General features: G+C 69.3%; 23 protein-coding genes. 7 read left to right on the top strand and 16 right to left on the bottom strand.

Annotated elements, in window-relative coordinates:
- Nucleotides 1–9: 9 nt before the first annotated feature.
- On the top strand, nucleotides 10–456 hold the full coding sequence (locus tag ACWDNU_RS21055) for an N-acetyltransferase family protein (protein WP_449670121.1): 447 nt from the start codon (nucleotides 10–12) through the stop codon (nucleotides 454–456).
- On the opposite strand, the gene ACWDNU_RS21050 is transcribed toward ACWDNU_RS21055, so the two are convergent.
- The 4 genes from ACWDNU_RS21050 to ACWDNU_RS21035 all read right to left on the bottom strand — a co-directional run bounded on the left by ACWDNU_RS21050 (nucleotide 444) and on the right by ACWDNU_RS21035 (nucleotide 5,718).
- The gene (locus tag ACWDNU_RS21050) at nucleotides 444–1,907 is read right to left on the bottom strand and encodes an FAD-binding oxidoreductase (RefSeq protein ID WP_449670120.1); all 1,464 of its coding nucleotides are present in this window, start codon (nucleotides 1,905–1,907) and stop codon (nucleotides 444–446) included. The genes ACWDNU_RS21055 and ACWDNU_RS21050 overlap by 13 nt on opposite strands.
- 159 nt (nucleotides 1,908–2,066) lie before the next feature.
- Nucleotides 2,067–2,756 carry a maleylpyruvate isomerase family mycothiol-dependent enzyme gene (locus tag ACWDNU_RS21045; protein ID WP_449670119.1) on the bottom strand — a complete coding sequence of 230 codons (690 nt, stop codon included), beginning with the start codon at nucleotides 2,754–2,756 and terminating at the stop codon, nucleotides 2,067–2,069.
- 14 nt (nucleotides 2,757–2,770) lie between these two features.
- Entirely contained in the window at nucleotides 2,771–4,477 is a 1,707-nt protein-coding gene (locus ACWDNU_RS21040; protein ID WP_449670118.1) for a GMC family oxidoreductase N-terminal domain-containing protein, read from the bottom strand.
- A gap of 101 nt (nucleotides 4,478–4,578) precedes the next feature.
- A complete protein-coding gene (locus ACWDNU_RS21035) occupies nucleotides 4,579–5,718 on the bottom strand; it encodes a GuaB3 family IMP dehydrogenase-related protein (RefSeq protein WP_449670117.1) in 1,140 nt (379 codons plus the stop codon).
- 170 nt (nucleotides 5,719–5,888) lie between these two features.
- On the opposite strand from ACWDNU_RS21035, the gene ACWDNU_RS21030 reads away from it, so the two are divergent.
- Nucleotides 5,889–7,124: an MFS transporter gene (locus tag ACWDNU_RS21030; protein ID WP_449670116.1), complete on the top strand. Its 1,236-nt coding sequence runs from the start codon at nucleotides 5,889–5,891 to the stop codon at nucleotides 7,122–7,124.
- Here ACWDNU_RS21030 and ACWDNU_RS21025 read toward each other — a convergent pair.
- Together ACWDNU_RS21025 and guaB are read right to left on the bottom strand one after the other, a co-directional pair.
- A complete protein-coding gene (locus tag ACWDNU_RS21025) occupies nucleotides 7,076–7,495 on the bottom strand; it encodes a DUF3574 domain-containing protein (protein ID WP_344270389.1) in 420 nt (139 codons plus the stop codon). The two genes, ACWDNU_RS21030 and ACWDNU_RS21025, sit on opposite strands and share 49 nt — an antisense overlap.
- Before the next feature lie 70 nt (nucleotides 7,496–7,565).
- Complete coding sequence (gene guaB / locus ACWDNU_RS21020) at nucleotides 7,566–9,077, bottom strand: IMP dehydrogenase (RefSeq protein WP_378399707.1); 1,512 nt, start codon at nucleotides 9,075–9,077, stop codon at nucleotides 7,566–7,568.
- 139 nt (nucleotides 9,078–9,216) lie between these two features.
- On the opposite strand from guaB, the gene ACWDNU_RS21015 reads away from it, so the two are divergent.
- Nucleotides 9,217–9,612 (top strand): DUF5319 domain-containing protein, encoded by a 396-nt coding sequence (locus ACWDNU_RS21015; protein ID WP_009072430.1) that lies wholly within the window; start codon nucleotides 9,217–9,219, stop codon nucleotides 9,610–9,612.
- Between the two features lie 128 nt (nucleotides 9,613–9,740).
- Here the strand turns inward: ACWDNU_RS21015 and ACWDNU_RS21010 are convergent, their stop codons facing one another.
- From ACWDNU_RS21010 to ACWDNU_RS20985, 6 genes are all read right to left on the bottom strand, one after another.
- On the bottom strand, nucleotides 9,741–10,034 hold the full coding sequence (locus tag ACWDNU_RS21010; RefSeq protein WP_449670115.1) for a hypothetical protein: 294 nt from the start codon (nucleotides 10,032–10,034) through the stop codon (nucleotides 9,741–9,743).
- Between the two features lie 70 nt (nucleotides 10,035–10,104).
- Nucleotides 10,105–11,046 (bottom strand): anti-sigma-D factor RsdA, encoded by a 942-nt coding sequence (locus ACWDNU_RS21005; RefSeq protein ID WP_449670114.1) that lies wholly within the window; start codon nucleotides 11,044–11,046, stop codon nucleotides 10,105–10,107.
- Complete coding sequence (locus ACWDNU_RS21000) at nucleotides 11,047–11,619, bottom strand: sigma-70 family RNA polymerase sigma factor (RefSeq protein WP_009072423.1); 573 nt, start codon at nucleotides 11,617–11,619, stop codon at nucleotides 11,047–11,049.
- Between the two features lie 324 nt (nucleotides 11,620–11,943).
- Nucleotides 11,944–12,540, bottom strand: coding sequence for a response regulator transcription factor (locus ACWDNU_RS20995; protein ID WP_020662719.1), 597 nt, complete (start codon nucleotides 12,538–12,540; stop codon nucleotides 11,944–11,946).
- 131 nt (nucleotides 12,541–12,671) lie between these two features.
- Entirely contained in the window at nucleotides 12,672–13,649 is a 978-nt protein-coding gene (locus ACWDNU_RS20990; protein WP_449670113.1) for a hypothetical protein, read from the bottom strand.
- Between the two features lie 9 nt (nucleotides 13,650–13,658).
- On the bottom strand, nucleotides 13,659–14,564 hold the full coding sequence (locus ACWDNU_RS20985) for a MerR family transcriptional regulator (RefSeq protein WP_449670112.1): 906 nt from the start codon (nucleotides 14,562–14,564) through the stop codon (nucleotides 13,659–13,661).
- Nucleotides 14,565–14,811: 247 nt separating this feature from the next.
- On the opposite strand from ACWDNU_RS20985, the gene ACWDNU_RS20980 reads away from it, so the two are divergent.
- A complete protein-coding gene (locus ACWDNU_RS20980; protein ID WP_037816439.1) occupies nucleotides 14,812–15,114 on the top strand; it encodes a WhiB family transcriptional regulator in 303 nt (100 codons plus the stop codon).
- Between the two features lie 6 nt (nucleotides 15,115–15,120).
- Here the strand turns inward: ACWDNU_RS20980 and ACWDNU_RS20975 are convergent, their stop codons facing one another.
- Nucleotides 15,121–15,762, bottom strand: coding sequence for a TetR/AcrR family transcriptional regulator (locus ACWDNU_RS20975; RefSeq protein ID WP_449670111.1), 642 nt, complete (start codon nucleotides 15,760–15,762; stop codon nucleotides 15,121–15,123).
- 94 nt (nucleotides 15,763–15,856) lie between these two features.
- Here ACWDNU_RS20975 and ACWDNU_RS20970 point away from each other — a divergent pair, with 94 nt between their 5' ends.
- Both ACWDNU_RS20970 and ACWDNU_RS20965 read left to right on the top strand, forming a co-directional pair.
- Nucleotides 15,857–16,597, top strand: a complete 741-nt coding sequence (locus tag ACWDNU_RS20970; RefSeq protein ID WP_449670110.1) for an SDR family NAD(P)-dependent oxidoreductase — start codon at nucleotides 15,857–15,859, stop codon at nucleotides 16,595–16,597.
- A 57-nt stretch (nucleotides 16,598–16,654) separates the two neighbouring features.
- Nucleotides 16,655–17,227 carry a GNAT family N-acetyltransferase gene (locus ACWDNU_RS20965; protein WP_449670109.1) on the top strand — a complete coding sequence of 191 codons (573 nt, stop codon included), beginning with the start codon at nucleotides 16,655–16,657 and terminating at the stop codon, nucleotides 17,225–17,227.
- A 95-nt stretch (nucleotides 17,228–17,322) separates the two neighbouring features.
- Here the strand turns inward: ACWDNU_RS20965 and groL are convergent, their stop codons facing one another.
- Both groL and groES read right to left on the bottom strand, forming a co-directional pair.
- Nucleotides 17,323–18,939 carry a chaperonin GroEL gene (gene groL / locus ACWDNU_RS20960; protein WP_449670108.1) on the bottom strand — a complete coding sequence of 539 codons (1,617 nt, stop codon included), beginning with the start codon at nucleotides 18,937–18,939 and terminating at the stop codon, nucleotides 17,323–17,325.
- A 98-nt stretch (nucleotides 18,940–19,037) separates the two neighbouring features.
- Entirely contained in the window at nucleotides 19,038–19,331 is a 294-nt protein-coding gene (gene groES, locus ACWDNU_RS20955; protein WP_009072407.1) for a co-chaperone GroES, read from the bottom strand.
- A 382-nt stretch (nucleotides 19,332–19,713) separates the two neighbouring features.
- On the opposite strand from groES, the gene ACWDNU_RS20950 reads away from it, so the two are divergent.
- The gene (locus ACWDNU_RS20950) at nucleotides 19,714–21,636 is read left to right on the top strand and encodes an N-acetylmuramoyl-L-alanine amidase (RefSeq protein ID WP_449670107.1); all 1,923 of its coding nucleotides are present in this window, start codon (nucleotides 19,714–19,716) and stop codon (nucleotides 21,634–21,636) included.
- Nucleotides 21,637–21,681: 45 nt separating this feature from the next.
- On the opposite strand, the gene ACWDNU_RS20945 is transcribed toward ACWDNU_RS20950, so the two are convergent.
- The gene (locus ACWDNU_RS20945) at nucleotides 21,682–23,010 is read right to left on the bottom strand and encodes a glycosyltransferase family 2 protein (protein ID WP_449670131.1); all 1,329 of its coding nucleotides are present in this window, start codon (nucleotides 23,008–23,010) and stop codon (nucleotides 21,682–21,684) included.
- Nucleotides 23,011–23,015: the final 5 nt, after the last annotated feature.

Below are 23,015 nucleotides of genomic sequence, written 5' to 3'. Positions count from 1 at the left end.
ACAGTGGACTTGCGACGGGCAACGGCCGCTGACGCACGCGACATCGCCGACGTGTGGCTGCGGTCGTTCACCGCCGCACTGCCGACCGTCCGGCGCGCCCATGACGACGACGCGGTGCGTTGGTGGTTCGCGAATATCGTGGTGCCGCAGCAGGAAACCTGGGTAGCTGTTGCCAAGTCCACTGTGGCCGGACTGCTCGTGCTCGACGGGGCAGAGCTGGCCCAGCTCTATCTCGACCTTCCGTGGCGCGGGCGCGGCATCGGCGATCAGTTGGTGGACTTGGCCAAACAGCTCCGCCCCGGCGGGTTGACACTGTGGACGTTCCAGATCAACGAGCCAGCGCAACGGTTTTACCGCCGCCACGGTTTCGTCGCCGTCGAATACACCGACGGGCAGCGAAATGAAGAGCGCGAGCCAGACGTGCGTTACGTCTGGCCCGCGCCTCACACAGACTGAGCGAACTTGAGAACCCCGTTGGGATCGTACTTCTTCGCCACCTGGTCCAGCCGGGCCGCGTTGTCGCCGTAGTAGGCCGACTTCCAGTCCGGCAGGTCCGGGTCGATGTAATTCACGTAGCCGCCGTGCGCGCCGGCGTCCGCCAGTCCGGAGACCACAGTGGACACTGACTTGCGCGCGGTCTCCTGGCTGCTCGCGGTGGCCGGAGCGTAAACCTGGATGCTGGCCAGCGCTTTCCGGTGCGGGAACGCCGTGTCCGCAGGCGCGATATCCCCCACCGCGCCGCCGAGACCGTCGATGAGCAGATCCATCCCCTTGTGCCCCGAGGCGAGATCGGCGATCTTCCCGCCGTCGACCGGATCGGTGATGATCCGCGACGACGCCACGAAAGTCTGCCGCTCCGAACTGCCGGAGAAATAGTTCATCGCCGCGCCGTAGCCGAGGGTTTTCATCGTGCGGGTGGACGGCGACACCGACAATCCACTGAGCGCTGACGTCAGGCCCGCCGAACCGCCCACGAACGCCCCGCCGATCCGGCACGCCCCGCTCGGACCGCCGGAAACCACACAGTTCGACCACAATTCGGGCGGAGCGCTCGGCAGCCAGCGCTGCCACGCGTCGACCACGTCGCCCGCCGAACCGGACTGGAACTTCAGCGAAAACACCGTGACGGTCGGCGCTTCCACGGTGCTGAAGGTGAACGAGGTGACCACGCCGAAGTTTCCGCCCCCGCCGCCGCGCAGCGCCCAGAACAGGTCGCCGTCCGCTTGTGCGCTCACCGTGCGCAGCTTGCCGTCCGGCGTGACGATCTGCGCGGACTGCAGCCGGTCGCACGTCAAACCGTATTTACGGGTCAATACCCCGATTCCGCCGCCGAGCGCGAGCCCCGCGATGCCGACCGTCGGACAGGAGCCCGCCGGCAAGCAACGACCCGCCTTCGCCAGCTCCGAATAGACGTCCCCGAGTTTCGCGCCCGCGCCGATGACGACCTGGTCGCCCTGAATGTCCACGCCGGCCATGCCGCCGACGTCGATGACCAGCCCGCCGTCCGGCGCGGAATACCCGGCATAGCTGTGCCCACCGCTGCGCGCGGCGAGCGGGATCCGGCCGCCAGCCGCCTCAACGCACGCCTGCACGTCCTCCGGCTTCGCGCATTTCGCGACCGCCGCTGGATTTTGCCCGTCGAAAAGCGGGTTGAACGCCCGTTTCGCGGTGGCGAATCCACCGTCGCTGGGCAGCACCAGGTCCCCGGAGAGCTTGCCGCGCAACGCGTTCCAATCCGGCGGCCCGGACGGCTTCGAACTGGTGCTCGGCGGCACGGTCGCTCTCGACGTCGGGCTGGTCTGCGGCACCGAGGGTCCCGGTTTCGCCGTGCACGCCGCGGCCACCGCGCCGACCGCCGTCAATCCGGCGGCGCGCAAAAACGTCCTTCTCCCGACTGTCATGTTCATTCAGACGCCTCAGACCTCAGGTCGGTTGCGAAAAGTCCGGTCAGCAATGCCGCAAGGGTGAAAAACTGTCCACATCGGACCGCCTACCGGGCGCGCGCCCAGCCTCGGCGAGCGGGTAGCCGAGGACGAGCTCGCGGCCACCCGGCAATCCGGTCAAAATTAGAGCAGCGGGGCCATTTCCGGCACCGGCCCGGAAAGCGCCGAACCGTCGCCGCGGCCGGTCAGCCAGGCCAGCACCGTGCCCGGCGTCCCGGTCACGAGATCGCCGCCGTCGCCGAAGGTCCAGGTACGGACGCCATCGGTGATCCGGAACGAAGGCAACGGACGCGGACACATCCGGATCAGCGTCGCGATCACCGCGTCGAGATGCTCGCCGAGAAGCGCGGTGGCGCTGTCGAAATCATGGCCGGCATCGAGGTCGACCAGGTGAATCGTGGTCTCGGAAAGCCGCAGCGTCAGCACGTCCGCGCCGGTCAGCTCGCCGCCGTGCCGGTGGCGGACGCGCGCTGCCCAGGTCTCGTCCGACAGCCGCGCGGCATGGTCGGTCAGCCGTTTTCCGGACGCCACCAGATCGGCCACGATCTCCGCCGGAGCGCGGCCCGCGCCGGCCTCGATGTCGTCGTCCCGGGCGTTGCCGGGGCCGTACATCGACCGCTCGACGCCGGTTTCGGCCCAGGTCAACAGGTTCCCGAGAGCGTCCGCGTTACGCGCGAGATGGGTGAGCAGATGCGCGCGCGTCCAGCCGGGCAGCGCGCTCGGCTCGGCGAACGCCGTCTCCGGCATCGCCTCGGCGACTCGTGCCCATTCGTCGTGCAATTCCCGGATCCGGTCCAGCGCCGCAGTCGTCACCGGACGATCTTAGGTCAGCGGCGCAGTGCCGCGGGCGCGTTCGCCGGAACCGCCGGGTTCTTCGGCGCGACCGGCTCCATCCGGGCGTACCCGCTGCTCTGTTCGGGCCGTTCGTCGGCTTCGCCCTTGTTGGGCCAGAACGAGAAGGCCCGCTCCGCCTGCGCGGCGATGGTGAGCGACGGGTTCACGCCGAGGTTCGCGGTGATCGCCGAACCGTCCACAACGGACAGTCCGGGGTAGCCGTAAACCCGGTGGTACGGGTCGATGACGCCGGTGTCAGCGCTGTCGCCGATCGGCACGCCGCCGATGAAATGCGCGGTGAGCGGGATGTCGAACACCTCGCCCCAGGTGCCGCCCGGCATGCCGCCGATCCGTTCCGCGGTAAGGATGTTCGCCTCGTGCCCGGCCGGGATGAAGCTCGGGTTCGGCTCGCCGTGGCCCTGTTTCGACGTGTACTTCCGCCGTCCGAAAAGGCCGGGCCGCGTGTAGGTGGTGATGGAGTTGTCGAGGCTCTGCATCACCAGCAGAATCACCGTGCGCTCGCTCCACCGGTACGCGTTCAGCAGTTTCGCCGACTGCACCGGGTGCCTGACCAGGAACGTGAGCGCCTGCCGCCAGCGCGGAACGGGCGAAGAACCGTCAGTGGCAACGGTTTGCAGCAGGCTCATCGCGTTGCTGCCCTTGCCGTAACGCACCGGTTCGATGTGCGTGTTCTCGTCCGGATGGATCGACGAGGTAATCGCGACCCCGCGGCTGAAGTCTCGCTCGGCGTCCACAGTGGTCCGCGCCGCGCCGATGATCGCCTCGGAGTTCGTCCGGGTCAGCTCGCCGAGCTTGCCGGACAACTTCGGCAGCGCGGCCGTGTCCTTCATCCGGTGCAACAGGTTCTGTGTGCCCCAAGTACCAGCGGCGAACACCACCTGCGACGCCGTGACCGTGGTCCGGAAACGCCGCGAACGGGTTCCGGTCTTCTGCAACGTGATCGCGTAACCGTTGCTGCGCGGGCTCACCGACGTCACCGTGGTCAGCGGAATGACCTTCGCGCCGTCCTTTTCCGCGAGGTACAGGTAGTTCTTCACCAGCGTGTTCTTCGCGCCGACCCGGCAACCGGTCATGCACGAACCGCATTCGGTGCACCCGACCCGATCCGGCCCGGCACCGCCGAAGAACGGGTCCTTCACCGTCTCGCCGGGCTTGCCGAAGTACACCCCGACCGGCGTGGCGTGGAACGAATCCTCGACGCCCATGTCCTTCGCGACGTCCCGCATCACCACGTCGGACGGCGTGATCGTCGGGTTCGTGACGACGCCGAGCATGCGGCTGGCCTGGTCGTAGTGCGGCGCGAGTTCGCTTTCCCAGTCGGTGATGTGCGCCCACTGCCGGTCTTGGTAGAACGGCTTGAGCGGCCGGTACAGCGTGTTCGCGTAGACCAGCGACCCGCCGCCGACACCGGCGCCGGCCAGCACCATCACGTCGTTGAGCATGTGGATGCGCTGAATGCCGTAACAGCCGAGCTGCGGGGCCCAGAGGTAACGCTTGAGATCCCAGGACGTCTTGGCGAACTCGTCGTCGGCGAAGCGCCTGCCCGCCTCGACCACCGCGACGCGGTAGCCCTTCTCGGTCAGCCGCAACGCCGCGACGCTGCCGCCGAACCCGGACCCGACGACGAGGACGTCGTAGTCGGGTTCTTGCCGCGCGGTGGTGGTGTTACTGGCAGTCACAGGAAAGAGGGTAACCCCCGGGAAGCCGCCAGGCCAGAGTTAAGTTACTGACGAGTTACCTCACCTGGGCAGACACGCTTCAACCGCGAAGTCCTGGCACCTCAGCCGCGCACGGTCAGCCCGACGCGCTGGAACTCCTTCAGGTCCGAGTACCCCGTCTTCGCCATCGCGCGGCGCAGCGCGCCGAACAGGTTCACCACGCCCTCCGCGTCCGAGGACGGGCCGAAGAGCAGCGTCTTCAGGTCCACCGCGTAGTCCGAGTCCGGGCCCTCCACCACGCGCGAGCGCGGCAGCGACGGGTGCGCCGCCGCAGCCGTCCAGTACAGGCCCTGGCCCGGGGCGTCCGACGCGGTCGCCAGCGGGGCGCCGAGCATGACCGCGTCCGCGCCGCAGGCGATCGCCTTCGCGATGTCGCCCGACGTCGTGATGCCGCCGTCGGCGAGGACGTGCACGTAACGGCCGCCGGTCTCGTCCAGGTAGTCGCGGCGAGCGGCGGCCGCGTCCACGATCGCCGTCGCCATCGGGGTGCCGATGCCGAGCACGCGGTCGGTGCTGGTGACGCCCTCGGTGTAGCCGTGGCCGACGATGACGCCCGCCGCGCCGGTGCGCATCAGGTGCATGGCCGTGCGGTAGTCGCTCACGCCGCCGGCGATCACCGGCACGTCGAGCCGGCCGATGAACTCCTTGAGGTTGAGCGGTTCCGCGTCGCGCTGCACGTGCTCGGCGGAGATGATCGTGCCCTGCACGACCAGGATCTCGACGCCCGCGGCGATCAGGTCCGGGGTCAGCTCGGCGGCGTGCTGCGGGCTGACCCGCGCGGCCACCGTCACGCCGGATTCGCGGACCGTCTTGATCGCCTCGGTCAGCAGGTCGAGCCGGATCGGCGCGGAGTGCAGCTCCTGCAGCTCGCGCACGACTGCCGCCGGGTCCTCGCTGTCCTCGGCCGCGCGGACGAGACGGAAGATCGCCTCTTCGACGTTCGCGTGCCGGGCCCAGAGCCCTTCGGCGTTGAGCACGCCGAGGCCGCCCAGCTCGCCGATCGCCACCGCGGTCCCCGGCGACACGATCGCGTCCGTCGGGTGGGTGACCAGCGGCAAGTCGAACCGGTACGCGTCGATCTGCCAGGCAGTGGACACCACCGACGACGACCGCGTCCGCCGCGACGGCACGATCTCCACGTCATCGAGGTCATACGCCCGCCGCGCGGTGCGGCCCATGCCGATCTCGACCAGATCCCGCACGTGATGTCCCTTCTCGCGCCTGCCGCTTCGCGGTCCATTGTCGCGAGTCGGCACGGGTGACCTGCGCGCGGGGGACCGTTGCGGTGGCGACAACCACCGGTTGTGCGCGCGGTTGTTTGCCACCGGCACCGGCGGGTGGTTGGCTGCCCGGCTGAACGAGGGGGACGGATTTGGCGCTGGGCAAGGACTTTCACCGGCTGTGGCTGGCGTACGCGGTCAGCATCGCGGGCACCTACTTCGCCCTCGACGCCTTCTCGATCATCGCGGTACGGGTGCTGCACAGCAGTGCCGCGCAGGTGTCGTTGCTGGCCGGAGCCGGGCTCGCGGTGGGTTCGCTGGCCGCGCTCCCGCTCGGTCCGTGGGTGGAATTCCGGCGGAAACGGCCGGTGCTGATCGCGATGGATCTCGTCCGGTTCGCCGCCCTGCTCACGCTGCTGCCCGCGTATCTGCTCGACCTTTTGACGTTCGTCCAGCTCGTGGCGGTGTCGGTGATCGTGGCGGCGGCGAACATCGCGTTCACGTCGGCGAGCGGCGCGTATCTGAAATCACTGGCGGCTGGTCCAGACCTGCTCACCGCCAACGGCCGGTTCGAGACGACCCTGTGGACCGCGACCGCGATCGGCCCACCGGCGGGCGGCGCGGCGATCGGGTTCTTCGGCCCGCTGGCCACTGTGATCCTCGACGCGATCAGCTACTTGCTCTCCGCGCTCTCGCTCTCGACGATCCGCACCCGCGAGCCCAACCCGTCCCGCCCCGCGTCCTTCCGCGCCGCTGACCTCGTCGAGGGCTGGCGGTATGTCTTCCAGCACGCCCGGCTGCGGAAGCTCTTCCTCAGCTCCTGTCTGGTCAACGGCCTGATCATGGCCACCGCACCGGTGCTGGCGGTGCTGCTGCTCGGCGAACTCGGCCTGCCGACCTGGCAGTACGGGCTCGCGTTCGGCGTCCCGTGCCTCGGCGGCCTGGTCGGCTCCCGGCTCGCCCGCCGCCTGGTGCCGCGCTACGGCCGGGTCCGCCTGCTGCCGATCGTCGGTGCGGTCCGCACATGCTGGGTCGTGCTGCTGGCGTTCGTGCCGTCTGGGATCGGCGGACTGTTCTGGGTGATGGCGGTGGAGTTCGGGCTGATCGTCAGCTCGGCGGCGTACAGCACGGTCCTCGCGACGTATCGGCTCGAGGAGACTGAAGACGGGTACGTGAGCCGGATGTTGTCCGCGTGGCGGATCAGCAGCAGCGCCAGCACCGCCGGGCTCACGCTGTTGTGGGGTGTGGTGGCGACGTGGCTGGGCACGCGCGGCGCGCTCGGGCTGGCGGGCGCGTTGATGCTGGCGACGCCGTTGCTGCTGCTCGGGTGGAACCGCGCTCAGAACGAGACGCGCGCGGTGGAATCAGTTCGCAGCACCGATTCCTGATCGAACAGGTGCTTGTAGTCGGTGCGGATCTGTTCGAGGTCGGCGTTCGCGTGCTGGTTCGTCGGCGGATACAGCACCACGAGCACGATCGAATGCTCGCGCACGACCGCGCCGCCGCCGGACCGCCATTGACCGGTGCCCTCGAGCTGCGTGAAGCCGTCCGGGAACCGCGGTGTGATGTCCTTCGCCGAGAAGTCCGCGAACTCCTTCTCGGTCACCTCGCCGCCGCCGGGCTTGGCGGTGCCGAAGTACAGCTCGGTGCGTTTCCACAGCGAGCTGTCCGGCGAATCCGCCGCGGCCGCCGAAGCCGCTCCTCCCCCGAGCACCATCGCGGCAGCCGCTGTCAGCACGAACCTCCGGGAAAACCGCATTCGCCCGCTCCCCTCGCCGTCACCTGGAGATCCAGTGTGGCGGGAGGAAGGAGCGGGCGAACAGGGTCGATCAGCGGGTCGTGTAGTTCGGGGCCTCGACCGTCATGGTGATGTCGTGCGGGTGGCTTTCCTTCAGCCCGGCCGCGGTGATCCGGACCAGCTGGCGCTCCTGCAGTTCCGCGATCGTGCGCGCCCCGGTGAAGCCCATGCCCGAACGCAGGCCGCCGGTCAGCTGGTGGACCACGTTCGACAGCGGCCCGCGGAACGGGATCCGGCCTTCGATGCCTTCCGGCACCAACTTGTCGTCGGAGAGCACGTCGTCCTGGGCGTAGCGGTCCTTGGAGTAGGACTTCGCCTCGCCGCGCGACTGCATGGCGCCCAGCGAGCCCATTCCGCGGTAGACCTTGAACTGCTTGCCGTTGACCAGGATCAGGTCACCCGGCGATTCGGCGGTGCCCGCGAGCAGGCTGCCCAGCATGACTGTGGACGCACCGGCCGCGATCGCCTTCGCGATGTCGCCGGAGTACTGGATGCCGCCGTCGCCGATCACCGGGACGCCCGCCGGACGACAAGCCAGGTCCGCCTCGTAGATCGCCGAGATCTGCGGCACACCGACGCCTGCGACGACTCGCGTGGTGCAGATCGAGCCCGGTCCGACGCCGACCTTCACTCCGTCCGCGCCAGCATCGACCAGCGCCTGCGCACCGGCCCGCGTGGCGACGTTGCCGCCGACGATGTCGACGGTCTCGCCCAGTTCCTTCTTCAACAACCGCACCGCGTCGATGACCGCACGCGAGTGGCCGTGCGCGGTGTCGACCATCAGCACGTCCACCCCGGCCTCGGCGAGTGCCATCGCGCGCTTGTGCCCGTCCGGCCCGACGCCGACCGCGGCACCGACGACCAGGCGGCCGTCCGGGTCCTTCGACGCCCGCGGGTACTGCTCGGTCTTCACGAAGTCCTTGACCGTGATCAGGCCGCGCAGCTTGCCCGCGCCGTCGACGATCGGCAGCTTCTCGATCTTGTGGCGGCGCAGCAGCCCGAGCGCGGCTTCCGCGGTAACGCCGACCTGCGCCGTCACCAGCGGCGTCCTCGTCATGACTTCGCTCACGAGGCGGGTGTGGTCGACCTCGAACCGCATGTCGCGGTTGGTGATGATGCCCACGAGCGCGCCGGAGGCGTCGGTGACCGGGACGCCGGAGATCCGGAACCGCGCGCACAGGGCGTCGACCTCGGCGAGGGTGTCGTCCGGGGCGCAGGTGACCGGGTCAGTGACCATGCCCGCCTCGGACCGCTTGACGACCTCGACCGCCGCCGCCTGTTCGTCGATCGGGAGGTTGCGCTGCAGCACGCCGATCCCGCCCTGGCGGGCCATGGCGATCGCCATCCGCGCCTCGGTGACCGTGTCCATCGCGGCGGAGACCAGCGGAACGTTGAGCTTGATGTTGCGGGTGAGCTGCGTGCTCGTGTCCACCGCGCTGGGCACCACGTCCGATTCCGCGGGCAGCAGCAGCACGTCGTCGAAGGTCAAGCCGAGCATCGCGAACTTGCTGGGCACTGCGGGGGTGATGCTTTCGCTGGTCATGAGGGGCGAAGGGCCTTCCTGGCGGGAGTGGGCTGGAGTCGCGGGCAGCGGTGCCGGGCGTGGGCCGAGGGTGGTCGGGCCTTCCCCTCATGATATCCGGGCCGGGGCCCTGGCCCGGGTGGGTGGCCCGGCGGGTAGCGTGCAGGCCGTGCCGCACGATGTGTTGCCCCCCGATCCGTTCGCGGACGACCCGGACGATCCGGCCCGGGCCATCCCCGACCCCGACGACCACCTCGAAGAGCCGATCAGCGCGGACGAGCGCACCGAGCTGCTGGCCGACCTGTCCGACCTCGCCGTGTACCAGGCTCTGCTGGAGCCTCGCGGGGTCCGCGGCATCGTGGTCGACTGCGGCGAGTGCGACGAACCGCACTATCACGACTGGACGCTGCTGCGCGCGAGCCTGGAGCAGCTGCTGTCCGACGGCCGGATGCGCCCGCACGAGCCGGCCTTCGACCCGAACCCGACCGACTACGTGAGCTGGGACTACTGCCGCGGCTTCGCGGACGGGGTCACCGCGAACGAAAGCGCGTACTGACTCCTTCGGTCCTGAACAGCCTTGAAAAGAAGGTCCTGGTGAGTTTGGCCACCAGGGCCTTCTTTGTGTGCGCGGACGAGTTGTCCACAGGGGTTGCCCACAGCGGTGTCGACTTGTGGACAACCTGCTCAACGCCGGTGCTTCGGGCTCTCCGCCAGCGCGATCATCGCCCGCTCGGTCAGATTCGGCCACGGTGGACGGTGCACCACCGCCAGCGTCGCGAGCGCCGCCGCCACGAAACCGGTGCACGCCCCGATCAGCGCGATCCGGCCCCCGTCGACCGCCGGCGTCCACGTCACGCCGTCGGAGTCGATCGTGTACAGCCCGACCGCCCGCCCAGGCCCGCCTCGACGGCCTTGCCGGGTGACCGTGATCAGCACCGTTCCCTTGGCGGTTTCGTACGGTTCCCCGAAAACCAGCATCGCGCCTCCCCCATTGAAACCGGTGAACGAAAAAGGTCCCGGCACTGTCCGTGCCGGGACCTTCGTGAAACTACGAGCCGCTGGTGCCGTTGGGCGCCTGTACCCCTTGCGACGACTCGTTGCGCGGGCTGCTGCCCGTGCCCGGATCGTTCGGGGTGGCGCTCGGCGACGGCGGCGGCGAACTCGGCGTCGACGTGACCGGCGGAAGCGGCGTCACCGACGTGACCGGCGGCGGATTGGTGTGCCCGCCTCCGGTGCCCGGCAGCGACGTCGACTCGCCGGGCGGCTGCGCCGCGCTGCTGACCGGGTCGTGCACCGGCGGAACGGCGGGCGGCGTCGACGGCTTCTGCCCCGAGGGCGGGGCCGTCGGCTGGCCGAGCTGAGCGGCCAGTTCGCGGTGCTGCTGCATGAGCTGGTTGCGGTTGTCCGCGTCGGTGACCTGGGTGAGCGCGGCCTGCGCGTCGGCGAGCGCCCGCCGGGCGTCCGCCAGCCGGTTGTCGGCCAGCGCCAGGTTCGCCTTCTCCAGGTCGAGCTTCGCCGCGGCGGCGGCCTCGACCGAGCGGGCGTGATCGGCGTAGAGCACCTTCGTGAGGCCCCACAGCGTGTCGCCGGGCTGGGCGTCGCGCGCGGCGAGACCGGTGCCGGTGAAGGCGATCGCGGCGGCGGCGCACGCGGCGGCCACCGGCACGAGATAGCGGCGGCGACGGCCGCGGCTTTGGTACTTGCGCGCCAGCGTGGCGGTCTTCACCGTGGTGACCGCGGTGTCGACGTCGACCAGCTCGGCGAGCGGTTCGCTGTCGATGTCGCGGCGCCACGCGAGCAGCAGCGCGTTCAGTTCCTGGTCCCCGAGCCCGTCGGCTACGGCCGGATCGGTCCCGCCGAGCGCGTCGAGCAGCGCGTCGTCGGCCTGGATGGCCGTCAGGTCGCCGTCGGCTTCCGCTTCGTACCCGGTCAGGCCGCTGGCCTGCGCGGAAGGTGACAGGTCTCTGTCCCGGTCTTCGCGATCGGTCACTCAGATCACCTCCTCGGCGGCAAGCACCTTGCGCAGCCGGGCGAGCGCCCGGTGCTGGGCGACGCGGACCGCACCCGGCGTGGAACCGACGGCTTCCGCCGTCTCCTCCGCCGACAGTCCGACCACGACCCGCAGAACAACGATTTCCCGCTGTTTGTCCGGCAGCACCTGCAGCAACTGCGCCATCCGCTCGTTCAGCTCACCCTGCAGAGCACGTTGCTCCGGGCCGACGCCGCCCTCGATCTCGTCGGGGATCTCGGCGACCGGCTCCGCCCGGTTGCGCGCCGCGGCGCGGTGCGCGTCGGCGACCTTGTGCTGGGCGATGCCGTAGACGAACGCCAAGAAGGGGCGGCCCTGGTCACGGTACGAAGGCAATGCCGTGAGCACCGCGAGACACACCTCCTGCGCAACGTCGTCTGCCGAAGCGAACGAACGCTCCTGCCTGCCAACCCTGGCGCGGCAATACCGCACCACAAGGGGACGAATGGCGGCCAGCAACCGCTCCACTGCCTGAGGGTCTCCCTCGACAGCGGCGGCGACCGGCTCGTCCAGTCCATCCCCCACAGTGGCCATCGCAGACAACAGTCCCAGCGTTACGTGTAGGCGTGCAAAGAATCCGGCGCGTGGTCGTCCCCGTCCTGCGCCGGTCACAGCTACCGTACCGTCGGAGTCCTACCAGACAACCGCCAGAGGTGGTGACCGGCGCGCCGGGCGCGGCCGGGCGGCGATTGTCGCAGGCAGACGGGGTGGGGCAGTGCCGTCACGCGGTGGGGACGCGGGCGAGGCACGCGGAGCAGGGGCCAGGACAACAGGTACGGGCCAGGGCTTGGCTGCCCTGGCCCGTTCGTCACCGCGGGAATCGGATCGGAAGTCCCGTACTGGCTTGCGCCGCCTCGGTCAGGACACGAGACCGCGGCGGAAGCCGTGCGCGACGGCCTGCGCCCGGTCGCGGACGCCGAGCTTGCGGAACAACCGCCGCGCGTGCGTCTTGACCGTGTCCTCGGAGAGGTACAGCTCACGGCCGATCTGGCCGTTGCTCTTGCCCTGGCTCATGCCGCGCAGGACCTGCAGCTCGCGCTCGGTGAGCTGCACGCCGGGGTCGGACGGCTGCCGCGGCGCGGGCACCGAGGTGCTGGCCAGGGTGTGCGCCAGGGCGGCGACCAGTTCGGGCCGCGAAGCGTCCCAGCGCAGGTAGCCGCGCGCTCCGCCGGCGATGGCGGCCGCGATGCTGCCCGCGTCGTCCGGGGCTCCGAAGACGATGACGTTCGCCTGGGGGTTCGCGGAGACGAGCCGGCGGGTTGCCTCGACGCCTGTCGGGACCGCGCGTTGCGTCCCGACCAGCACGACGTCGACCGGCTGACGGGTGTACCGGGCCAGCAGCTCGTCACCGTGCGCTACGCAGTCGATGCGACTGACCCCAGGCACCGCGGACATCACACGGGTGAGCCCTTCGCGGACACTGCGTCGGTCGTCGCAGATCAAGACCGTCGTCACGGGGTTTCCTTCCTGCAGCCGGGTGACATTCCACTTCCCCTATCGGACGCTTTAGTCCGAACCTTGACACGATCCGGTGGCTTTTTTTGAAGTTTCTTAGCCCGGATGCCGGAACGCCCGTTCCCGCAGGCCTACCCGGGTCCGACGGGCACCCACGGCGATTCACGTGCGATACGCATCATGCAAGGATCCGCGTGCCGTAACACTGCGTGCAACACCTGGCGACTCCTGAATCGATACTCCTCGGCCCGGTCGGGTTCCAGATCAGCGGCGACGCGCGCGGCCACCCAATTAAGTGAATCGAGTTCACATTTCTCGGCGTCTTCGGCGGCGGCGAGCATGAGCTCCCGCGCGCCACTTTTTCGGGCGGCCAGCAGGGCGACCCCGAGGACGATGGCGGACTTCACGACATGTCGCTGAGCGTGACGGGCGACGGCGGTCTCGTAGGCGAGCCGGGCCGGGGCTACTGCTGCTTCGGGCTGACCGTCGGCGAGTTCGATCTCGGCACCCACCCAGCCGCCCCGGACGGTCGCGCGCCAGCGACGGTCGGTTTGCGCCGCCCGGACGGCGAGGCGGCGGGCGGCGGAGATCCGGCCGAGGGCGAGGTTGTCCGCGGCTAGGCCCAGGAGGGCGTCGGCTCGCGCGCCTTGGCGGTCCAGGCCGTTGGGATCTTCGGTGGGGGCGCTGCCGGGGCTGTCTCGGCTCACGGATGAAGCGTTGGGGCTCGCCGTGGCGGGCAGCGGGGACGGTGTTGGGGAGTCAGTCGCTGCCAAGCCGCCAGCCAGCCCCGGGGCGTCGCCAGCCCCGCGCTCCCCCGCTCCGCCCAGCGCGACCGCCAGCAGAGCCTCCCCGTCCAGCTTCCGCGCCGCCACGTGTCCGCCAAGCTGTCGCCGATGCGACGCGAGCGTGCTCGCCGCCAGCGAGGCCGTCAGCGGATCCCGGCCGCGGCGAAGCGGGTCGAGCAAGGCCGCGGCCGCCGCGTATCGGCCGCGGGCGCCCAGCACGATCGCCGCCAGGAGGCGTTGCCTTGGCGAGCCGTCGCGAGGTATCGGGGCCGCCGACCCGGCGTCCGAGCCGAACGCGAGGGCCGTCAGCGCTTCTTCGTCCACCTCACCTTTCTAGCGTGGAGCACCGACAAGAACGTGCTCAACGCGGTCGGCCGCCGCGGAAAGATCTCCGAGCAGCTCGACTTTCGGCGGCAGCAGCGCCGGATCCCAGCCGGGGCCGCAAGCGAACAGGCGCGTCCGCTGCCGCCCGCGAGACACGCGCGCGAAGAGCCGAGGGTCGGCGTGCGCGCGATTCGCCCACAGCACCACCGCGGCTGGCGCGCTTCGCCGCACAGCTACTGCCAGCACTTCTTGCGGCAGCGCAATGCCGAAGAGCTGCGCGCCGATCCGTCGTCCCGCGAGAGCGGCCGCGAGCGCGTACACCGGCATGTTGTCCCGCTCATCGGGCACGCACGCGAGAAGGACCGGCCGTTGGTTGCGAGGCTCGTCGAGGACCGGCGTCGCGCGCACTAATGCCGCGTACACGCACTCAGCAAGCAGGTACTCCACTTCCGCGCCCGCGTGCACGCCTCGCCACCGCGCGCCGAGCGCGGTGAGAACGGGGTCAATCACGCCGGACCACGCCTGAAGCACGCCGAGCTCGCTGATGGCGTCGACAAGCATTCGCTGTACCGCGCCAACGTCCATCGCCAACGCCGCGGTACTCAGTCGGCGCGCGAGCCGCGAAGGGACTTCAACGTCGTCAGCAGCGGCCTTCGTCTCCGTTGCTTCGGCAGGCTCCGCAGGCGCTGGCACAAAGTCCGCGCGCGGCATCTGCTCTAACGCGTACTGCGCGGCCTCCGCCGTTGAAGCGCCGCGAAGGAGCGCGCGCTGCATAAGTTCGAGACGGCCGATGTCAGAGCTGCCGTAGCGGCGATGTCTGCCGTCGGTGTGGCGACTGGGGCCGAGGCCGTAGCGCCGGTCCCAGGTACGCAGGGTGGACGGCGCGACACCGAGCCGGCGGGCGACCGAGGCCACCGGCAGGGTGGGTTCTCCATCGCCTGATCCGGATCCCACCCGGTCAATATCCAGCCAGCTCGCGGTAACGGCAACCCGAGCCAAAAGCCCAGCTCACACATCTGGGGGATGCCTAACGGCTGAATCGCCGCCGATCTATTGAACAACTATTGGCGCGCTTCTAACGTTACCGCCGTTGCACCGAATGGAGTATCGGCACCACAGCAGAGCAGCTAATGGCATCGACCGGATGACGGAGGCGGTCAGGATGGCAGACACGCGCAGGCTCCCCGGCCCCAACGCAGACATGTGGGACTGGCAGCTGGAGGGGTCGTGCCGGGGGATGGACAGCGGATCCTTCTTCCACCCGGACGGAGAGCGGGGACCGGCGAGGGCGCGGCGCGAGGCCAGGGCCAAGGCGATCTGCCTGTCGTGCCCGGTGCTGGAGATGTGCCGCAAGCACGCGCTCGCCGTGCACGAGCCCTACGGCATCTGGGGCGGACTGTCCGAATCGGAACGAGACCACATCATCAAACAGGACAAACGCGCGTTGACCATGGCGCACATCTGACTTTCATCACGGCGCGGAAGGGGCGGTGTCCACAGTGGACGCCGCCCCTCCGCCGTTTTCGGGCCACATCGAGAGCGCGAGGTCGATGACGGTCATCAGCGAGTCGAGGCTGACGCCGTCGCGCGCCTGCATGGTCAGTCCATAAAAGACAGTCGCGTAAAGCGCGCCGAGCGCTTCAGTGTCCACAGTGGCCGGAAGGTCGCCTTCTTCAACTCCGCGGCGAAGGCGCGCGCAGAGCTCGCGTCGCACATTGTCACGCGAAGCAGCGAGGAACTCCCACACGGATGCATTGGCCGGAGTGCAGTTGGTGGCCGCGAGAACGACCATGCACCCCTTGGGGTGGCCGGGTTCGACGTACGCGCAAGCGTTGTTGCGAAGCATCGCCTCGACGGCCGCGCGCGCTGTCGGCTCTTCAGTCAACGCGCGCATCGTGTGCCGTCCGTGCTCAGCTTGGTAGTGCTTCACCGCTTCGCGGAACAGTGACTCCTTGTCGCCGAAGGCCGCGTACAGGCTCGGCGGCTTGATCCCCATCGCTTCAGTCAGCTCCGCGAGCGACGCGCCGTCGTAGCCGCGCTCCCAGAACACCAACATGGCCTGCGTGAGCGCGTGCTCGCGGTCGAACGCGCGCGGGCGGCCGCGGGGTGACATGGACCACCTTCTTTAGCGAGCGATACAGAATCCTTGACCTCGCCCATCGTACGCGGCTATTTATTTAGTCATCACTACAGAAAGAGGTGGGGGCATGGGCACCCTGGACGGCAAGGTCGCGCTGGTCACCGGCGGAAGCCGCGGGATCGGCGCGGCGATCGCACTCCGGCTGGCCGAGGACGGCGCGGACGTCGCGATCACCTACGAGCGCGCCGCGGACCGGGCGGCGGACGTGGTCGCGTCCATCGAAAAATTCGGCCGCCGCGGTCTGGCCCTGCAGGCAGACGCCGCGGACGCTGGTGCCGTAACCCGTGCGGTCGACCGAGCTGCGGCCGACTTGGGCGGGCTGGACGTGCTGGTGAACAACGCCGGAGTGTTCGACGTGGCGCCGATCGACGAACTGACTCCGGAGGCGATCGACCGCACGCTGGCGATCCACGTGAAGGCCCCGCTGGTGGCGGCCCGGGCAGCAACGCGGCACATGGTTCGCGGCGGCCGGATCGTGTCGATCGGCAGCGATCTGGCCGAGCGCATGCCGTTCGTCGGAATGAGCCTGTATGCGGCGAGCAAGTCGGCGCTGGTCGGGATGACCAAGGGCCTGGCGCGGGACCTGGGACCGCGCGGAATCACGGCGATGGTGGTGCACCCGGGCTCGACGGACACCGAGATGAACCCGGCGGACGGGCCGCATTCCGGTGACCAGCTGGCGCATATCGCGTTGGGACACTACGGAAATCCTTCAGACATCGCGGCGGCGGTGGCTTACCTGGCGGGGCCTGATGGGCGGTATCTGACGGGGACTTCGATCACGGTGGATGGCGGGTTCACTGCTTGAGTGTGGGGAAGCCGCGGTTTCCGGACCGCGGCTTTCCCGGTGCCTATGCTTCGCAGGGTGGAGTTCCGGGCGCTTACCGCCGAGACCTGGCCGGATTTGGAGCGTGTCTTCGCCGGTCGTGCACGGCGGGACGACAGTTGCTGGTGTCAGCGGTTCCGGACGCATAGCGCACCGGACAACCGCTCGGCTCTGCGCGCGGAGGTCGAAACCCTTGCGGTGCCGGTCGGGCTCGTCGGATATCTCGACGACGAACCCGTCGGCTGGACGCGGGTGCAGCCACGCGCCTTGCTGCCGGGCGTGATGGGCAACCGTGCGCTGCGCCGACTGCTCGACGACGACCCGGATGCTTGGTGGGTCACGTGTTTCGTGGTGCGACGGTCGTGGCGAGGAGCCGGCGTCGGGGTGGCACTGCTGGAGGCGGCGGTCGACTGGGCGCGGGCGCACGGCGGATCGGTGCTGGACGGGCATCCGGTCGATGTCGCCGCGTTGAAGGCCGCGCCGTCGCCGTCAGCCGTCTTCACCGGTACGGCGGCGATGTTCGCGCGGGCGGGGTTTGTTGAGGTGGGGAGAACGTTTCCTAGCCGACCGGTGATGCGGAAAGACTTGCGGGCCGACAGTGCCGTGCCCTAATCCGAGTCGGAAAAGCCAGTACCGCAACAAAAAAGCGGGGCGGCACTCCCCAAAGGGAAGCACCGCCCCGCCAAAAGACGCAGCCGTAACAAGCGTCAGTGCGAGTGGCCGTGGCCGTGTCCGGCGTCCGGCTCCTCCTCGACCGGCTTCTCGACCACGGAGCTTTCCGTGGTGAGCACCAGCCGGGCGATGGACGCCGCGTTCGCGACGGCCGAGCGGGTCACCTTGACCGGGTCGACGATGCCGCCCGCGATCAGGTCGGTCAGTTCGCCGGTGGCCGCGTTGAAGCCCTGGCCCCAGGTCTGTTCCTTGACCTTGTTCACGATGACCGCGCCCTCGTGGCCCGCGTTCGTCGCGATCCAGTGCAGCGGGGCGGTGAGCGCGTCGCGGACGATCGCGACGCCGGTCGCCTCGTCGCCGGTCAGGCCGAGGTTGCCCTCGAGCTCCTTGACCGCGTGCACCAGCGCCGAGCCGCCGCCGGGCAGGATGCCCTCTTCGACGGCCGCCTTGGTCGAAGCCACGGCGTCCTCGATGCGGTGCTTGCGCTCGTTCAGCTCGGTCTCGGTAGCAGCGCCGACCTTGATCACGGCCACGCCGCCGCCGAGCTTCGCGAGCCGCTCCTGCAGCTTTTCGCGGTCCCAGTCGGAGTCGGTGGTCTCGATCTCCTTGCGGATCTGCGCGGTCCGCGCGGCGATGTCGTCCTTCGTGCCGCCGCCGTCGACGATCGTCGTGTCGTCCTTGGTGACGACGACCCGGCGGGCCTTGCCCAGCGAGCTGAGGTCGACCTCGGACAGCTTGCGGCCGATCTCCGCGGAGATCACCTCGCCGCCGGTGACGACCGCGAGGTCGTCCAGGAACGCCTTGCGGCGGTCGCCGAAGAACGGGGCCTTGACCGCGACCGCGGTGATCGTCTTGCGCAGCGAGTTCACCACGAGGGTGGACAGCGCCTCGCCGTCGACGTCCTCGGCGATGATCAGCAGCGGCTTCTTCGCCTCGACGACCTTCTCCAGCACCGGGAGCAGGTCGGCCAGCGCCGAGATCTTCTCGCGGTGCAGCAGGATGTAGGCGTCCTCGAGGGTCGCCTTCTGGTCCTCCGGGTTGGTCGCGAAGTGCGCCGACAGGAAGCCCTTGTCGAACTGGACGCCCTCGGTGATCACGAGTTCGGTCGCCAGCGTGGACGACTCCTCGATGGTGATCACGCCGTCCTCGCCCACGCGCTCGACGGCCTCGCCGAGCAGCGCGCCGATCGCCGCGTCACGCGAGGTGACGGTGCCGACCTGGGCGATGTTGTCGCGGCCCTTGACCGGGGTGGCCTTGGCCTTGAGGACCTCGATGACCTTTTCCGCGGCCGCCTCGATGCCCTTGCCGACCGAGGTCGGGTTGGCGCCGGCGGCGACGTTGCGCAGGCCGTGCTTGACCAGCGACTGGGCCAGCACGGTGGCGGTGGTGGTGCCGTCGCCCGCGACGTCGTTGGTCTTGGTGGCGACGCTCTTCGCGAGCTGCGCGCCGAGGTTCTCGAACGGGTCGTCGAGCTCGACCTCACGAGCGACGGTGACGCCGTCGAGGGTGATCGTCGGGCCGCCGAACTTCTTGTCGAGGACGACGTGGCGACCGCGCGGGCCGAGGGTGACCTTGACCGCGTCGGCGAGCTTGTTCACCCCGCGCTCGAGCGCGCGACGAGCGTCCTCGTCGAAACTGATCTGCTTGGGCATAACGCTTTCCGCTTACCTTTCGGTTGTCGTGCGACGCAAAACGCCCCGCACCCCGGCATGAGCGGGGCCCGGGGCGTCCTTGCGCTGCGAGTGACGCGTCAGTTGATGACGGCCAGCACGTCGCGGGCGGAGAGGATCAGGTAGTCCTCGCCGTTGTACTTGACCTCGGTGCCGCCGTACTTGGAGTAGATGACGACGTCGCCGACAGCCACGTCCAGCGGAACGCGGTTGCCCTTGTCGTCGATGCGGCCCGGGCCAACGGCCAGAACCTTGCCCTCCTGGGGCTTCTCCTTGGCGGTGTCGGGGATGACGAGGCCGGAAGCGGTCGTCTCCTCGGCCTCGCTCGTCTGGACAACGATCTTGTCCTCGAGCGGCTTGATGTTCACGCTCACCGGGTTGACCTCCACGGTCGTCGAAAGCGTCGGCATGATGACTGGTTACGGCTCATACCACCCCCGCCGTCGCGGGTGCCGGGGCGTGTCCGGGCCGTTCATTTAGCACTCTAGCCACGTGAGTGCCAGCTTCGCAAGGAGGGTCCGCTCACGAGCCGGAACTCGGGACGGAAGCCGCTGACCGGCGGCTTTGTTCCACACGGATTCCGCACCCCCGGCCGGGCGCGGCGATCAGGTGCGCACGCCCGGCTCGTCCGCTGGCCCAGGCTCCGCGGGCGCCGCCGCGTGCCCGTTCGGACGCATCCGGCGGATAAACCCCACCAACTCCCCCGGCGGCTGGTTGGATCCGCACAGACAGGCATCTCACTCCTGGAGTCCTCCTATGCCCCGCTCACTCCCGTGGCGCCTGGCCGCCGCGACCACCGGGCTGCTGGCACTCACCGCGATCGCGGTCACTGTCCCGGCCTCCGCCCAGCCAGCCAACGAGGCCCGCCAGCGCGACTTCGCCGACGCCGCCCGCGAATTCGGCGTCCCGCTGGACGTCCTGCTCGGCGTCTCCTACCTCGAATCCCGTTGGGACACCCACTCCGGCGCTCCCAGCACCGCCGCCGGCTACGGGCCGATGCATCTCACCGACGTCCGCACCACCGGCCTGCGCACCAGCGAGTTCGACAACCCCGACGAAGACCCCCGCGGCGACGACTCGCGGCCGACGCTGCGGCTGAAGCCGCTCAAGCCCTCGCCTCCCCCGCCCGGCAGCCAGACCATCGACAAGGCCGCCGAACTGCTGCACACCGACGCCGCGAAGCTCCGTACCGACGCCGAAGCGAACATTCGCGGCGGAGCGGCACTGTTGGCCCAGTACCAGCGAGAGTTGGGCGTCAAGAGCGACAACGCGAAGGACTGGTACGGAGCCGTCGCGCGATACAGCGGCTCCGAAGACGTCACCGGCGCGCGCACCTTCGCCGACGAAGTCTTCGCCACCATCAGCAGCGGCATCACGCGTACGACCGACGACGGACAGGCCGTCAAACTCGCCCCGGCCTCCGACGTCACCCCGGACCGCGCCCAGGCGGACCGCCTCGGGCTGCGCGCCGGAGAGCCGCCGGCCACCGAGTGCCCGCGGTCGATGTCCTGCGAGTCGGTGCCCGCGCCGTTCCAGAAGATCGGCGACAGCTACGGCAACTACGACAAGGCCGACCGCCCGCGCGACCAGAAGATCGACTACATCGTCATCCACGACACCGAGGGAACCTGGGACTCGGTGATGAAGCAGGCCCAGACCCCGGGCCAGACCGCGTGGCACTACACAGTCCGCTCGTCGGACGGCCAGGTCGCCCAGCACGTGCCGACGAAGGACGTCGGCTGGCACGCCGGGAACTGGTACCTGAACGCGAAATCCCTCGGCGTCGAGCACGAGGGCTTCGCCGCGCAGGGCACCTGGTTCACCGAGGCGATGTACCGCCAGTCCGCGAAGCTCGTGCGTTACCTCGCGCACCGCTTCGGCGTTCCGCTGGACCGCGCGCACATCCTCGGCCACGACAACGTTCCCGGCCCGAACGCGGACAAGATCAAGAGCATGCACTGGGATCCCGGCCCGTACTGGGACTGGGCGCACTATTTCGACCTGCTCGGCTCTCCGCTGGAGCACGAGGGCGCGCCGGATTCCGGCCTCGTCATGATCGCGCCGGAGTACTCCGTCAACCGTCCGGTGTTCACCGGCTGTGACAAGATCGGCTCCGGAAACCCTTGCCCGGAACGGAGTTCGAGTTCCGTCGTGCTGCACACCGAACCGAGCGAATCCGCGCCGCTGCTGTCCGACGTGGGCATGCACGGGCCGAATCCGTCCACAATGGACGTCTCAGACATCGGCAGCCGCGCGGCCACCGGCCAGAAGTACGCCGTCGCGGACACCAAGGACGACTGGACCGCGATCTGGTACCTCGGGCAGAAGGGCTGGTTCCGCAACCCGGGCGACGCGCCCACCGCGTATCCGGCCGACGGATTCGTCGCGACTCCCAAGGAGGGCAAGGCGACCGTGCCGGTCTACGGGAGCGCGTACCCGGAGGCCGGGGCGTACCCGAAGGACATTCCGGTGCAGGAACTCAAGCCGCTGCCGTACCAGCTCGGCGCGGGCCAGAAGTACTCGGTCGGCGGGCTGACCGGCTCGGAGTACTACTCGGCGTCGTTCGACGTCGCGGCCAACAAGGTCGTGAAGGGCAAGTCGAGGTACGTGGAAATCCAGCTCGGCCACCGCGTGGCGTACGTCAGCCGCGACGACGTCGACCTCGAACCGGCGTCCTGATCAACCCTCGTGAGCGGCGATCCCGGTTCTAACCGGGATCGCCACTCACGAGTCCAAAGCCACTTTCACGCCGGCGCTGGCCTCGGTGTTGCGCCGGGTCTTGGCCCAGCCGTTGCGACCGCGCACCAGCCGGAACAGCGCGCGCCAGGACGTGATGTAGAAGGTGTAGATGTAGGCCGCGTACAGCAGGCCCATGCCGATGCCGCGGAAGACGTTCTTGCTGCGCAAGCATTTCATCTGGTAGATCGGGCCCCACACGACGAATGGCAGCAGCCCGAACGAACCGTAGATCGCGAACAGGATCCAAGCTCCGCCGGTGAACCACGTCCACACCTGGCCGGGATCGCCCGCGGTGCTCACGAGAAGCATGATGAACGGCACCGGATACAGCAGCGAGCCGAGCAGCTGCATCCACGGCTGCGCCAGGTAGTACATCATCTCCGCGGCGCCCAAAGTGGACACATGCGGTGAGTCCCAGATGCGGCGCAGGTACCGCATGCATTGCATGGTTCCTTGACCCCAGCGCGTGCGCTGCACCAGGAATCGGCGGAGGCTGTACAGACCTTCTTGCGCCACATGCGAATCCGGCGTGAACCCGGTGCGCCAGCCCGCGGTGAGCAGGTGCACGCCGAGTTCGAAGTCCTCCAGGAGCGAACCGCGCCACGGGGCCAGTTCGTCACCGGCGATCGAGTCCAATGCGGACAGTCGGGTGAACTGCCCGTTGCCGCCCATGGAGATCGTGCCGGTGAAGCCGCGCGACGTCTGGATCGCCGCGATCGCGGTACGGAACTCCAAGTCCTGCAGCTGGGCGAGTTTGAGCCCGAACGCGCGGGAGAACCACGTGCGACCGGGCGGACGGCTGCGGAAGTTGCTCATCCGGACGTCGAGCTGGACGGCACCGACGGTCTCGTCGCCGAACAGGTGGTCCGCCGCGCACACTTCGAGGCAGTTGGGCGCGGGACGGCCGTCCGCGTCGACCACCACGACCACCACGCGATCGCGGTCCGCGTCCGGGCCGAGCCATTCGTCCAGCTCGCGGTAAGCGGCGTTGAGCGCGTCCCCCTTGCCGGTGCGCGCTTCCGGGCGCTGCCGGGCGACGAGGTGCAGATTCGCGTCGTAGCCGCCGTTGCGCCGCCACACCGAGCGCACGACGCGGGCTGTGCGGTCGTCGGAGTCGTCGTCCACAACCCACACGTGCGCGCGGCGGAAGGTGCTGCGCAGGTACTTCACCGTCTCGCGGATCACCACCTCCTCGTCGCGGCAGGGGACGAAGAAGTGCCAGGAGAAGTCGGCCGGATCGCCGACCGGAGCGGGCTTGCGGCGCAGGTACGGCACGACGATCACCACGACGTACACGAGGAACGCGACGCTCATGGTGA

This window comes from Amycolatopsis sp. NPDC003676 (assembly GCF_053587275.1).
Note: the sequence above shows the minus strand (reverse complement) of the source record. Positions and strands in the feature narration are given on the sequence as shown.

Excerpts from the sequence above, each read along its gene's own strand:
- ACWDNU_RS21010 (WP_449670115.1), bottom strand. The coding sequence starts at position 10,034 with ATGCTGGTTTTCGGGGAACCGTACGAAACCGCCAAGGGAACGGTGCTG.
- groL (WP_449670108.1), bottom strand. The coding sequence starts at position 18,939 with ATGCCCAAGCAGATCAGTTTCGACGAGGACGCTCGTCGCGCGCTCGAG.
- ACWDNU_RS21000 (WP_009072423.1), bottom strand. The coding sequence starts at position 11,619 with ATGGCCACTGTGGGGGATGGACTGGACGAGCCGGTCGCCGCCGCTGTC.
- ACWDNU_RS20970 (WP_449670110.1), top strand. The coding sequence starts at position 15,857 with ATGGGCACCCTGGACGGCAAGGTCGCGCTGGTCACCGGCGGAAGCCGC.
- ACWDNU_RS20950 (WP_449670107.1), top strand. The coding sequence starts at position 19,714 with ATGCCCCGCTCACTCCCGTGGCGCCTGGCCGCCGCGACCACCGGGCTG.
- ACWDNU_RS20980 (WP_037816439.1), top strand. The coding sequence starts at position 14,812 with ATGGCAGACACGCGCAGGCTCCCCGGCCCCAACGCAGACATGTGGGAC.
- ACWDNU_RS20945 (WP_449670131.1), bottom strand. The coding sequence starts at position 23,010 with ATGAGCGTCGCGTTCCTCGTGTACGTCGTGGTGATCGTCGTGCCGTAC.
- guaB (WP_378399707.1), bottom strand. The coding sequence starts at position 9,077 with ATGACCAGCGAAAGCATCACCCCCGCAGTGCCCAGCAAGTTCGCGATG.
- ACWDNU_RS20975 (WP_449670111.1), bottom strand. The coding sequence starts at position 15,762 with ATGTCACCCCGCGGCCGCCCGCGCGCGTTCGACCGCGAGCACGCGCTC.
- ACWDNU_RS21025 (WP_344270389.1), bottom strand. The coding sequence starts at position 7,495 with ATGCGGTTTTCCCGGAGGTTCGTGCTGACAGCGGCTGCCGCGATGGTG.
- ACWDNU_RS21050 (WP_449670120.1), bottom strand. The coding sequence starts at position 1,907 with ATGAACATGACAGTCGGGAGAAGGACGTTTTTGCGCGCCGCCGGATTG.